The 12,579-nt window shown below is 43.1% G+C and carries 12 protein-coding genes; 8 read left to right on the top strand and 4 right to left on the bottom strand.

Annotation, left to right across the window (positions count from 1 at the left end; genetic code table 11):
• From G460_RS0111360 to G460_RS21805, 7 genes are all read left to right on the top strand, one after another.
• On the top strand, positions 1 to 966 hold the full coding sequence (locus G460_RS0111360; RefSeq protein WP_026955461.1) for an ABC transporter ATP-binding protein: 966 nt from the start codon (positions 1 to 3) through the stop codon (positions 964 to 966).
• A 107-nt stretch (positions 967 to 1,073) separates the two neighbouring features.
• Entirely contained in the window at positions 1,074 to 1,523 is a 450-nt protein-coding gene (locus G460_RS0111355) for a MarR family winged helix-turn-helix transcriptional regulator (protein WP_026955460.1), read from the top strand.
• Between the two features lie 53 nt (positions 1,524 to 1,576).
• The gene (locus G460_RS0111350) at positions 1,577 to 2,581 is read left to right on the top strand and encodes an NAD(P)/FAD-dependent oxidoreductase (protein ID WP_026955459.1); all 1,005 of its coding nucleotides are present in this window, start codon (positions 1,577 to 1,579) and stop codon (positions 2,579 to 2,581) included.
• Positions 2,582 to 2,597: 16 nt separating this feature from the next.
• Entirely contained in the window at positions 2,598 to 2,921 is a 324-nt protein-coding gene (locus tag G460_RS0111345; RefSeq protein WP_026955458.1) for a 2Fe-2S iron-sulfur cluster-binding protein, read from the top strand.
• A 63-nt stretch (positions 2,922 to 2,984) separates the two neighbouring features.
• Positions 2,985 to 3,737 (top strand): hypothetical protein, encoded by a 753-nt coding sequence (locus tag G460_RS0111340; RefSeq protein WP_026955457.1) that lies wholly within the window; start codon positions 2,985 to 2,987, stop codon positions 3,735 to 3,737.
• 11 nt (positions 3,738 to 3,748) lie between these two features.
• Positions 3,749 to 4,192: a YybH family protein gene (locus G460_RS0111335; protein WP_035464369.1), complete on the top strand. Its 444-nt coding sequence runs from the start codon at positions 3,749 to 3,751 to the stop codon at positions 4,190 to 4,192.
• 68 nt (positions 4,193 to 4,260) lie between these two features.
• Positions 4,261 to 4,641, top strand: a complete 381-nt coding sequence (locus G460_RS21805) for a hypothetical protein (RefSeq protein WP_051316022.1) — start codon at positions 4,261 to 4,263, stop codon at positions 4,639 to 4,641.
• A 42-nt stretch (positions 4,642 to 4,683) separates the two neighbouring features.
• Here the strand turns inward: G460_RS21805 and G460_RS0111325 are convergent, their stop codons facing one another.
• Genes G460_RS0111325 through G460_RS0111315 form a run of 3 tightly spaced genes read right to left on the bottom strand, consistent with a single transcriptional unit; the run spans position 4,684 to position 10,106 of the window.
• Entirely contained in the window at positions 4,684 to 6,570 is a 1,887-nt protein-coding gene (locus G460_RS0111325) for a DUF389 domain-containing protein (protein WP_026955455.1), read from the bottom strand.
• Positions 6,571 to 6,600: 30 nt separating this feature from the next.
• Positions 6,601 to 8,721 (bottom strand): methylmalonyl-CoA mutase, encoded by a 2,121-nt coding sequence (gene scpA, locus G460_RS0111320; protein ID WP_026955454.1) that lies wholly within the window; start codon positions 8,719 to 8,721, stop codon positions 6,601 to 6,603.
• Positions 8,718 to 10,106 carry a methylmalonyl-CoA mutase family protein gene (locus G460_RS0111315; RefSeq protein WP_026955453.1) on the bottom strand — a complete coding sequence of 463 codons (1,389 nt, stop codon included), beginning with the start codon at positions 10,104 to 10,106 and terminating at the stop codon, positions 8,718 to 8,720. Before G460_RS0111315 ends, scpA begins: the two co-directional genes overlap by 4 nt.
• A 340-nt stretch (positions 10,107 to 10,446) precedes the next feature.
• Here G460_RS0111315 and dnaA point away from each other — a divergent pair, with 340 nt between their 5' ends.
• Positions 10,447 to 11,871 (top strand): chromosomal replication initiator protein DnaA, encoded by a 1,425-nt coding sequence (gene dnaA, locus G460_RS0111310; RefSeq protein ID WP_026955452.1) that lies wholly within the window; start codon positions 10,447 to 10,449, stop codon positions 11,869 to 11,871.
• Here dnaA and G460_RS0111305 read toward each other — a convergent pair whose 3' ends face one another.
• Positions 11,872 to 12,285: a nucleotidyltransferase substrate binding protein gene (locus G460_RS0111305; RefSeq protein WP_026955451.1), complete on the bottom strand. Its 414-nt coding sequence runs from the start codon at positions 12,283 to 12,285 to the stop codon at positions 11,872 to 11,874.
• Between the last annotated feature and the right edge of the window lie 294 nt (positions 12,286 to 12,579).

Below are 12,579 nucleotides of genomic sequence, written 5' to 3'. Positions count from 1 at the left end.
ATGAAAAAGTCAGTGATATCAGGGAGCTATGTAAGGCTAGGCTATCAGAAAGGAGGTCAGAGCAAAGAGATTTTTCAAAACCTGCATTTTGACTTGCTTCCGGGACAATTGACTTGTCTTTTGGGACCAAATGGAGTAGGCAAGACTACCTTGGTCAAAGCGATTTTGGGAAAATTGCCTTTGTGGGATGGGAAGTTGGTACTGCAAGATCGGGAGATTAGCAATTACTCACAGGCGGAGCTTTCACGGCAACTGGCGGTGGTGCTGACTGAGCCTGTGCTGGCAGGAAATATGACCGTAGGACAGTTGGTAAGTTTGGGGAGGACTCCTTATTTGGGTTGGTCTGGATACCTTTCTGTCAAAGACAAGCAAATCGTCAATCAAGCAATGGAGCTCACTCATCTGATTGAATTAAAGGACGAGAGGCTCAGTGAGCTTTCGGATGGACAGCGTCAAAAGGCGATGATTGCCAGGGCTTTGGCGCAGGATGCGCCGATTATGATTTTGGATGAGCCGACGGCACATTTGGATCTTGTCAACCGGTTTGAAATCATGCAGCTTCTCCATGGGCTTTCGAGGACTCAGGACAAAAGTATTCTAGTGATCACCCATGATCTTGATATTGCACTGGAAACTGCAGATTATCTTTGGTTGCTTCGAAAAGGTCAAAGTTTGATAGCTGGATTGACCGAAGATCTGATTTTGAGAGGTAAAGTCAACGAACTTTTTCCTAGCTCCAGCATCCGATTCAATTCTGATAGAGGGAAAATGGAGCTGGATCGCCCAGAGGTGAAAGTGGAGGTGAATGGCGATGAGTCTCAAGTGAGCTGGCTGCTAAATGCTATGAAAAAGTCAGGGATCAATGCTGCCACTAGTCCCATCTTCCTGGAAAAGGAGCCATTTTGTATCCGGTATGAAGAGTTTGAATTTCAGTCGATTCAGGAGTTTTTGGCCTATTTGTACTGAGTGAATCAGTAGTGGATATTTTAATTAATCTATAAAACCTATCAAAAAGGTAGAGAATTGTTTTAATCACTAACAATTTTCATATATTTGTCACACTAATTATTTGTATGACACAGGAGCAATTTGCCAAATATTCCTTCTTGCTGGATCGTACTGCCAGAAAAGTCAAGCAATATGCCCAGCAGCAGTTTAAGCTGGGGGAGTTTGATGTGACGGTTGACCAATGGTTGGTGATGAAGAATCTTTCAGAGAATGGTCCGCTCAGTCAGACTGAATTGGCCGGTCTGGTATTCAAAGATCATCCTACACTGACCAGAATAGTCGATCTACTGAGCAAAAAAGGGTATGTAGAGCGTGTTCCTCATCCCTTGGACAGGAGAAGTTTTCAGTTGCACCTAACCGAGGAGGGACTATCCAAGGTGTCAGCTCTGAGGCCGAAGATTTTGGAAATCAGAGAAAAGGCCTGGGAGAATCTGAATGAGAAGGATTTTGAGGAGTTTAAGCGCATACTGAATACCATCTACCAAAATCTGGACGGTCAGGTACTGGAAGAATAAAGTTGAAAAAAATAAATTGAGCATTTCGGGATTTCCCACAACGTTTAAAAGACATGATTAACACCGACATTTGTATTATTGGAGCAGGGCCTGTAGGTCTATTTTCAGTATTTGAGGCAGGTTTGCTCAAGATGCGTTGTCATTTGATTGACGCATTGCCACAGGTAGGGGGGCAGCTATCGGAGATTTATCCCCAAAAACCAATCTATGATATCCCTGGTTATCCCGAAGTGAAAGCTCAGGAATTGGTAGACAATCTGATGGAGCAGATCAAACCTTTCAAACCTACTTTTACCCTAGGTGAGCGTGTGGATCATCTGGACAAGCAAGAAGATGGGAGCTTTATCGTGACTACCAGTGACAAGACTCATGTACACGCTCAGGTGATCGTGATCGCTGGAGGTTTAGGATGTTTCGAACCAAGAAAGCCAGCCCTCGAAAACCTTGAGGCGTTTGAAGGAAAAGGAATTACCTACATGGTCAAGGATCCTGAGACTTTTAGAGGGAAGAAAGTAGTGTTAGCAGGAGGTGGTGATTCTGCGTTGGATTGGACTATTTTCCTTTCCAATGTTGCTGAGAAAGTCACTTTGGTGCATCGAAATGAAACATTCAGAGGTGCTCCTGATTCCGCTGCTAAAGTATTTGATCTAGCCAATCAGGGAAAAATTGATTTGATCCTCTCTGCTAATCTGAAAGAAGTAAGCGGTAATGGGGTGTTGGATACTGTGACACTTCAGGATAAGTCCAAAGTAGATTTCAAGATCGATGCAGATTACCTGATTCCATTGTTTGGCCTGAGTCCAAAATTGGGTCCTATTGCTGATTGGGGACTTTCTATTGATAAAAATGCCATTGAGGTAGATACCAGAGATTATTCCACAGGAGTGGAAAGAATCTACGCGATCGGCGATATCAATACCTACCCAGGCAAATTGAAGTTGATTCTGTGTGGGTTCCACGAAGGGTCCATCATGATGCAGTCAGCTTTCAAATATGTGTATCCTGATCAGAAATTGAGCTTCAAATACACCACCGTAAACGGCGTAAACGCATTCTAAATTCTATATTTGCAGCATGGTAAATTTCACTGTAGAAGATCATGACGGAAACCGTCAAGCAGTAGAAGCTCCAGACGATATGGGCTTCAGCCTCATGGAAATTTTGAAAGCTTCAGAATATCCTGTTTTGGCAACTTGTGGAGGAATGGCCCTGTGTGCTACCTGCCATGTGGAAATTTTGGAAGGAAAAGATGAGCTAGGTGAAGCGACCGATCTGGAATTGGATCAGTTGGAAAATCTCCCTGAGTATTTCCCTACCTCCAGATTGGCATGCCAAATCAGAATTGGTGAAGTTCTCGAAGGCGCTGTTGTCAAGCTCCGAGGAGAAGATGTAGCCTAAAAGAATGATATATAAATAGTCAAGAAAACCACTCATAATGAGTGGTTTTCTTATTTTAGAGAGATGAAGACTCTTCTTCTTTCTGTTTTGATTTTTCTCTCGGGCACAGCAGCAGCGTGTGTATGTGGGCTGACCAGTCAGCTGACCGAGCACTATCAGGCTGCTGAATTTGTAGCTTTGGGAAAAGTGCTCAAAGTCTACCCCAATGAATCTGATGAAGAAGCCTATCGAGTGGACATTCAGATTTATGATAAAATCAAAGGTCCAGATATAAATAGTCTATATGTCAGAGGCCGAAGCGATGGCCGGATAGGTTCATCCTGTGCCCTTTTTACTCCAGAGGGGGAAGAATACCTTTTCTTTGCTCAAGAGGATCGATTGGGACGAATGGCTTTTGGGGCCTGCTCTGGTACTGTCCAGCTGAACACAGTCAAGAATAGAACTCCCTATTTTCTAGATATTTTGGACATTCTCAAACAGGAGGGTACAAACTACTCTAACCATCCCTATGTAGTCAATTGGACCACGATGCGCCTGACGCTGGAAGAGTTTAAGGGGCAAGCTATGCAAGAGAAGTTTGCCCTGTATGCGATTACTTTTCACAAAGATCTGAAGGTCAAAAAAGTCAGGGTTATCCATGGTTTTGGGGGTCAGGTGGATAGCAGGATTGTGGAGGGCTTTTATGGTTCGGAATGGAAAAATCAGTATGCTACAGACAAACTGCGAGTGCCGAAGGGAACTCAAAAATTGGTTGGAATTTATTATTACGAAGCCGAAGGGACTTTTCCGAGCTTTTTGAGTATGTTCAGTCTTTGAATAAAATCGCTATGAAGCAGCTTATTTTACTTTTGTTGGTGTTCTTACCTGTGATTTCATTTGCTCAGATCACAGAAGAGGAAAAGGAAAACAGTCTGAAAATCCACCAGCTCATTCAGGAATATTCCAAGGCGAGAGAAGCAAAGGATACAGTGCTACTCCAGGAAATCCTTACAGAAGATATGGATCAGTTGGTGTCAAGTGGAACCTGGCGAAATGGTAGAAAAGAAGCTCTTGCTGGGATGATGGAAAGCTCCACACAAAATCCCGGTAGTCGTACTCTTGAAATAGAGAAAATCAAATTCCTGAGTGATGAGATTGCGGTAGTGGATTGTCGCTATCTGATCTCAAACCAAGACGGAGTAGCTCCGCATCTGTGGAGTAGTTTTGTGGTGGTGTATCACAAAGGCAAATGGAAAATATCTGCAATCCGGAATATGAATCCAGGCAATTAAATTCACGTAGATTGTATCAACTGGGTCGTGTTTTTCGTAAGGGTAATAGTTTTTAAGCTATAAAATTCATGAGAAAAATTCTGGTCCTTCTATTATTCTTTGGTGTGTCTGCATGTCAGATTTTTGAGTCTGCGGACAAGGATGTTTCTGACAAAGAGCTCGAGATTCTATACGATGAAATCGTGCAGCTTGCCGAATCAGAAAGCTGCTCAGATGCTGCCCAATGGAAATTTACAGCTATCGGTAGCAAACCTTGTGGAGGACCTACCGGATACATTGCTTATTCTTCTCAGCTTGATGAAGCGTCTTTTTTGGACAAAGTGAAAAGATACAATCAACTGATGGCAGATTACAATGCAAAGAACAATCGCTTTTCTGATTGTATGTACCTGAGCCCACCCAGTCAAGTCATTTGTGAAGCAGGAAAGCCTGTCTTGGTGTACGATTAAATTTTAAGATTTGTCTGTTGATGGCCATTACCGGATTAAAGCTTACGGTTGCTTCACCTCGACTCCGAGGGTAAGTTCCAGTTCGGTCGGTTGCTCGATCACCTCTTCTATTTCTTCTTTGATCTCAGCAAAATCAGTTTCGGTCAATTGTTGATTGGAAAGGATAGTGACAGAAAGTCGGAGAGGATTGAGCCCGATTACTTTCACATCTCGCATCAGCCCATGTGGTATTTCTTTGCCACTCAAATCCTGAATTAGCTGATTCTCCAATACCATATTTCTAAAACTGAGAACCAAAGGAGCTGTCACCAAAATTAAAATTCCGAGGCTGATAAGAAGTCCTTTTTTAGCCAACTGAAATGGGCTAAAGCCAAGTACCAAAAAAGTCAAAGATGCAGCCATTACGATCCCAGCCAGATTGGTTCCCAAGAGTAGAATAGCTCCAAAAAACACATTCCATTCGCCCCATCCCAATCCAATGCCAGCTACTGCCAGCGGTGGCACCAAGGCTACAGATATGGCTACTCCAGCTAGTGTTTTTGCGACTTCCTCTTTGGAATGGGCATAAGCACCGGCTACACCAGAAGCGATGGCTATCCCCAAATCCAAAAGATTGGGACGAATACGGGCTATGATTTCGGAATTCATGGTTTTCAGGGGAGTGATCCAAGTGATAAGTATGGCGAAGATCAATCCCAAGAATATGCCCCAAAAAAGAGTGATGAAGCTGTTTTTGACCAGAAGCCCATCCTGTCTCAGGGCTCCCATAGCCAGTGAAATAATTGGGCCCATCAGTGGAGCTAAGATCATCGCGCCTATCACTACAGGACTGGAGTCGGCAAATAGACCAAAAGTTGCGATCAAGGTAGAAAGAACCATCAGTACCAGAAAGGTAGACGTCGTCTGGGAGTTTTTGCGAAGCAAAGTGAACAGCTCCTTAAACTCGTCATAGGTAGCGTGTCTCACCCACGGAAGGTATCCCCGTGTGAGCTCTACCCGGAGTTTTCCGGTTGGCAAGGCCGCGACGTTCACTTCCTTTTTTTGAGTCTCACTTTCCTTGGTGGATTCGAAATAAGTCTGAATTCTTGCTTTCTCAGGCTGGACTTCCAATTCTAATCGCTTGGATTTTTCTTCGACTCCGTCCAATGCGAATTCAAATTCCCCTTCACATTCGATTTTGAGTTTTTCGGTAGAGATATAGCTCAAAAAGTCAGGAATGGCACTTCCTTTAATCGGGAAGAATAGATTTGACATTCCAAACTGAATGATGGAAAAGAGGCTTTTCGGTGCCAAAATGATCACGTGCATCAAGCCTTCATTGAGCCCAGAGTCTTTGATGACTCGTTTGAAAATCAGATTGCTTTCGCAATGGGAAACTGCCAAAATTCCCATGGCAGCTATTTCTAGCGTTTTTGCCTCTTCACCATCTCCATAGGTTATCGTGTAGTTGTGAAGTTTTACTTTTTGAAATAGCTTATTGAATTTTGAAAACCGATCCGCAATATTTCGGAAAAAGCCTTTCTTGATCGAGTCATAGAGTGGGGAAAGTGACTCACCGATTACCAGTGAATTGAGGCAAAGCTGGTCATTGATCGAAAGCAGGTCATAAGGAGGCGTCTCTTTTTGTTTTTCAAAGGCTTTGAAAGCCGTTTCTTTTGAACTGGGCACTCCAAATGACCGAGCTAATAGAGTCAAATCTGGATGAGGAAGAAAATGTATCGTGGGTGAGTTTTCATCCAGTTGTTTGATCAATTCTTTTCCTTTAGCATCACTCAGCCAAAGCAATAAATGATCCTCAGATGAAAAGCTTGAAAGCGAAAAGTCTGAGAATGAAATAAGCTGCTCTGGAGCGGGGTCGAGTTTTTCGAAAAAGGAATCCCTTTCCTCCTGATCGAGATTGGGGTCGAAAATAAGTGAATAGGTATCCATAGTCCGAAATCAAAAAAATGAATTCATTGATTATTCTTGTTGAAGTAGCTTTTCTAGTATCTCAATAGCGGCTTCTGAGAGCACCGTGCCAGGACCAAATACCGCCGCAACTCCAGCCTTAAATAGGTAGTCATAGTCTTTGGGAGGGATGACGCCTCCAGCCACTACCAAAATGTCTGGCCTTCCGATTTTTTGAAGTTCTTGGATGAGTTGTGGAATCAGCGTCTTGTGTCCACCGGCAAGAGATGAAGCACCAATGAGATGCACATCGTTTTCTGCTGCTTGCATGGCCACTTCCTTGGGGGTTTGGAAAAGAGGTCCGATATCTACGTCGAAACCCATGTCGGCAAAACCCGTGGCTATGACCTTGGCTCCCCGGTCATGTCCGTCTTGTCCCATTTTTGCCACCATGATCCGCGGACGGCGCCCCTCTAGTTCGGAGAACTTATCCGATAGGATGTTTGCTTTGATAAAAGAATCCTGGTTTTTCACTTCTGATGCATATACTCCTGTGATCGATTGAGTTTGGGCTTGGTGTCTTCCAAAAACTGATTCCAGTGCCGCAGATATTTCACCCAAAGTAGCTCTTTTTCTGGCTGCATCTACCGCAAGGGATAGTAGATTTCCTTCGGAGGTTCTGGAACTTTCGGTCAAAGCTTTCAGAGCTTGGTCAACTTCCGCTTGGTTGCGCTTTTCCTTAAGAGTCTTGAGTCGCTGGATTTGAGATTCCCTCACGGCCTGATTGTCCACTTCCAAAAGGTCGATTTCCTGTTTTTCTTCGTGCTGATAGCGATTGACACCTACGATGATGTCTTTGCCGCTGTCAATTCTGGCCTGTTTTTTTGCAGCAGCCTCTTCTATCCGAAGTTTTGGTAAGCCTATTTCATTGGCTTTGGCCATTCCACCGAGTTCTTCCACTTCTTGGATGAGAGTCCATGCTTTTTCCACCAATTGATCTGTGAGGTATTCGACATAAAAAGAGCCGCCCCAAGGATCTACTACATCACATATTCCAGTTTCTTTCTGAAGTATCAATTGTGTGTTTCTGGCTATCCGAGCCGAAAACTCAGTCGGAAGAGCAATGGCTTCGTCCAGCGAATTGGTGTGTAGAGACTGTGTGTGTCCCAAGGCAGCAGCCAAAGCTTCGATGGTGGTTCTGGCTACATTATTAAAGGGGTCTTGCTCAGTCAGTGACCAGCCGGATGTCTGGCAATGGGTACGTAGTGCGAGGGATTTGTCATTTTTCGGGTTGAAGCCCGCAACAATTTTCGCCCACAAGATCCTACCCGCTCTCATTTTGGCGATCTCCATGAAATAATTCATCCCTACAGCCCAGAAGAAAGACAGTCGAGGGGCAAAATCATCGATGTCTAACCCTGCTTTGATGCCAGTTCGCAAGTATTCCAGACCGTCGGCCAGTGTGTAGGCCAATTCAATATCTGCCGTAGCTCCGGCCTCTTGCATGTGATAGCCAGAGATGGAAATGGAATTGAATCGAGGCATGTGTTGAGATGTGTACTCAAAGATATCCGCAATAATCCTCATGCTTGGTATGGGAGGATAGATATACGTATTCCTCACCATAAACTCCTTTAGAATATCATTCTGAATGGTTCCGCTCAACTGCTCGGGAGAAACACCCTGCTCCTCAGCAGCTACGATGAAAAAGGCCATGACTGGAATCACAGCTCCGTTCATTGTCATCGAAACTGACATTTGATCTAGAGGAATCTGATCAAAAAGGATTTTCATATCCTCGACGCTATCGATGGCCACTCCGGCTTTGCCGACATCTCCCTCGACTCGAGGGTGGTCCGAATCATATCCTCTATGCGTTGCTAAGTCAAATGCAACTGAAAGGCCTTTTTGGCCAGCGGCAAGATTTTTTCTGTAAAACGCATTAGACTCTTCTGCAGTGGAGAATCCGGCGTATTGCCGAATAGTCCAAGGTCTCATCACATACATCGTGCTGTAAGGACCTCTGAGATAGGGAGGGATCCCAGCAGTAAAATTGAGGTGAGCCAAGGGAAGGATTTGCTCAGAAAGAAATGTGTCTGGAATAGAAATCTGTTCGGGTGATTCCCATTTGGATGTCTCCTTGTCGCTTGCCTCCAGCTTTAGCTTTTTCCAATGTGTAAAATCAGGTCTCATAGGTTTTTTTGCTGATCAAATGAATAACTGATTCTATTCTCTTTCAATTGGTAATCTTCTTCTTCGATTTCTTCGAAAGAAATATTCACTGCCGAATTGCTTTGGTTGGTATAAATATTTGAGCCGATGCCTACGTGATGGCCTTGCAGGAACAAATCGTGCGAATGTTGTCTTTGAGATCTGATTTTCTGCTGCATGGATCTGTTTTGAAAGGCAGCGAGCCAGCCACCTTCTGATTCCAGTAATGCAATTGATTCTTGAGTCTGAGTCTGAATCTGATGGATCAGTGACTCTACATAATAAGAGCCTGCGGCAGGATCGATGACTTTGTCCAGATATGCTTCTTCTTGGAGCAGGATTGAGACATTTTTAGCCATTCTTCTTTGCATTTCATCAGATGAATCCGGCCCGGAAGGAATAGTCCATAAGGCATTGCATCCTCCCAAGATAGCTGACATAGACTCAGTGCTCTGTCTGATTAGATTATTGTGACTGTCTGATATGGAATGGTTCCAAGTCGAAGTAGAGCAGATCAGGTGGAGCATCTCGGGGTGAACAGTGACCTGAAAATGCGAGGCAATCTGGGCATATAGAAGTCTCAAGGCTTTTAGTTTGGCGATCTCCGGGAAATATTGAATCGTCACTGCGCTATGGATCAAGGTATTGCGAAAGGTGCGTTCCGGACTTATTCCCATCTCTTCTAGATTTGAGGTGAGTTCGATGAGTTCCCCAAATCCGTAGCAAAGCTCCTGAAGACCAGTGCCTCCGGAATTACTGTACCGTGCAAAATTCAAACAAATCGGGTGAAAGGCAGGGAAATCATCCCAGCGATCCAATTGTTCCTTGGCAAAACTCAATGTTGACTTAAAGTCTTCATTTCTGGAAAACAACTCATCAAAAGGGGAGTGGAGAATCCCTCCTCTAAGGTCTTTGTGAGTTGATTTTTGAAAATATTCTCCAAAAGATTCGATTACATCCCGACTTTCTGTCTGAAGATAGATTTCGATGTAGGGAAACTGGATCTGGTCGAGCAGTGTGCCCCAAGCTAGAGGAGAAGATAGTTGAAGGACAAGGCCATCTACGCCATTGTTTAGCAACTGAAGAATTTCCAGGTTTCCGGACTTTTCATCTGTAGGCGAAACAGAGGCTAGGTTGCTCCATAGTCTAGGAGGAAGTCCCGGGGTGTCACTTTCGCGGTGAAAAGACATTGCTTTTGGCTTTTCGGGCCAGTCTTCTGCGTTATAGTAGGGATCTTGGGGGATGGTGTTCCAAAGAGACTGAACCAAGGTTTTGTCAAAGTCTTTGTCACCAAGGTCTTGCTGGGCCTTTGCTCTCCACTGTGATTTGGTGCTTGGGTCAAAAGGATAAAAGTTAGGTTGAATCATTGTGGGTTTATATTTTCTGAGTGTTTTGAAGGTAAGTTCTTTTTCCAAAAATTGCCAGAAGGAGAGAATTTGTATTGACCTGCCTATTGCCTAGTCACAGGAGAATATTTGGTGAGTATCGAACTTGAAAGGAGCAATCGAGGCAGAATGAATTTTATGGAATGAACTAGCAAATCCCGGATTGGTTTATTCGCCATATAAAATTTTAAATCTTCCGCTTGCCTGCTTAATTTTTCACTTTTTCAACCCAAAAACCATTTTTTATTTAAGTGTTTTTTGTCCAAATTTGACACCCTTGTGGTAATCCGTCCGGGTCATTGTTTTTCAGAAAACTTCTCTAATGAGTTCAGAAGCTAGCGCAGTTTGGAGTGAATGTTTACGTGTAATTGAGCAACACGTAAACGAACAGAGCTTTTCTACATGGTTTAAACCAATAAACCCTGTAAGGCTGGATGGGACTAGCTTGACTATTCAGGTTCCGAGTCAGTTTTTCTATGAATGGCTGGAAGACAATTACATCCAAGAGCTCAAACTTGCCATCAAGACCGTTTTGGGACAAAGTGGCCGATTGGAGTATGCTGTCGTTGTGGATAGGGGCAACTCGTCCAATAGCCCGATTGCCGTCTCTTATCCTCAAGGAAATCATGGAGCCAAAAAGCAGGCAGCAGCGCCTGTCCCTGAGCAAAAAGCAACACCATTTGAAATGGAATCTTTGGGAGCAGAAGCCCTCACCCAAAGCAACCTGAATCCGAACTATACTTTCAACACTTATATAGAAGGAGACTGTAACAGGCTGGCTCGATCAGCAGGTTTTGCAGTGGCCACCAAGCCCGGCATCACTTCCTTTAACCCGCTCATGGTTTATGGCGGTGTCGGATTGGGTAAGACTCACTTGGTTCAAGCTATCGGCAATGAAATCAAAAATGGTCCGGAAGATAAATTTGTGCTCTATGTCTCTTCGGAGAAGTTTGTAAATCAATTCATGGACTCCATCAAAGATGGAAATGTGAAGAGCTTTACCAATTTCTATATGCAAGTAGACGTGTTGATAATCGATGATATTCAGTTTTTGGCTGGAAAAGATCGGACTCAGGAGATGTTTTTCCACATATTCAATCATCTCCACCAGAGCAAAAAGCAAATCATCATGACTTCAGATTGTCCTCCGAGAGATCTGAAAGGTCTAGAAGAGCGACTACTGTCCAGATTCAAATGGGGCTTGACCGCAGATCTGCAAATGCCTGACTTTGAGACTAGGGTAGCGATCATCCGTCGCAAGATGCAATCGGAAGGTATTTTTATTCCTGATGATGTAGTAGAATACTTGGCGTATACGGTAGATACCAATGTGCGGGAGCTTGAAGGGATCCTGATCTCATTGATTGCCCATGCTTCGCTCAATAGGGTGGAGATTAATCTGCAGCTGGCCAAGACTGTGATGAAAAATATCATCAAGGATATCGAGACTGAAGTAGGAATAGAGTTCATTCAGAAGTCTGTGGCTGAATACTATGGCATCGATCAGGAAGATCTCAAAGCAAAGACTCGTAAAAAAGAGATCGTCGTGGCCAGGCAGGTGGCTATGTATTTTTCGAAGGAATTCACCAATCACTCCTTAAAGTCGATAGGATATCACTTTGGTGGGAGAGATCATTCCACCGTGATCCATGCAGTGACGACAGTCAATGATCTGATAGAGACGGATAGTGCTTTTAGAAACACGATCAATGAGTTGAAAAAGAAATTTAAGATGCGCTCTTATTAATTAATAGAGTTCCTTTTCCATCTTATCTTCAAACTTATCCAGTAGTCTAATATATTTATTTTTAATGTTTGTAATAAAATCCTCCTGAGTATCAATAGGATATATAGGATTGTATTGGATTCTATCTATTACCATGTCCAGCCATCCTTTGCCGTCGTCTATGAGGTCTGCATGAAAGGCTTCTACCGTAGCATCTCTTGATCCTGAGAAGGGACCTTTACCGAGTTTTTCAAAATACTTTGTTATTACTTTTAGTCCGAGCTCATGCGCTACCTCAAAATTGATAATAAGCTCGCGAGACTGACTTTCATTTAGAATACTCTTTTTTGCTCTTTGTATATAAGTACGAAGGTCTTCTAGGGCTGCTTTATATTCTTCAAAGCACTGGGAGCATGTCTGGGGGAGTGATTTCATGGGAAAATATTGTTTTTGGGCCCTTTTTCTAGTGTTTTTACCTAATTTACTTAAAAAAGTTAGAAATAATTATTGTTTATATTTCTAATTCAGAATAATATATATGTTTGATATATATCAAATTGTATTTTTCTTTATTAAAAATATGATATTATCTACTTGATATAAGTGGTGTAAATATCTTTTTAACTCAAAACATAAATATTGTTTCAGGAATTATTCAAGTAACTATTGAAAATATTATATTTCTAAAAGGTTGCATTTTTTATATAAAATTAACATACCGTTAATATA

The sequence above is a fragment of the Algoriphagus vanfongensis DSM 17529 genome (genome assembly GCF_000429465.1).
Lineage (GTDB): Bacteria > Bacteroidota > Bacteroidia > Cytophagales > Cyclobacteriaceae > Algoriphagus > Algoriphagus vanfongensis.
This window is presented reverse-complemented; position numbering and strand designations above follow the sequence as displayed.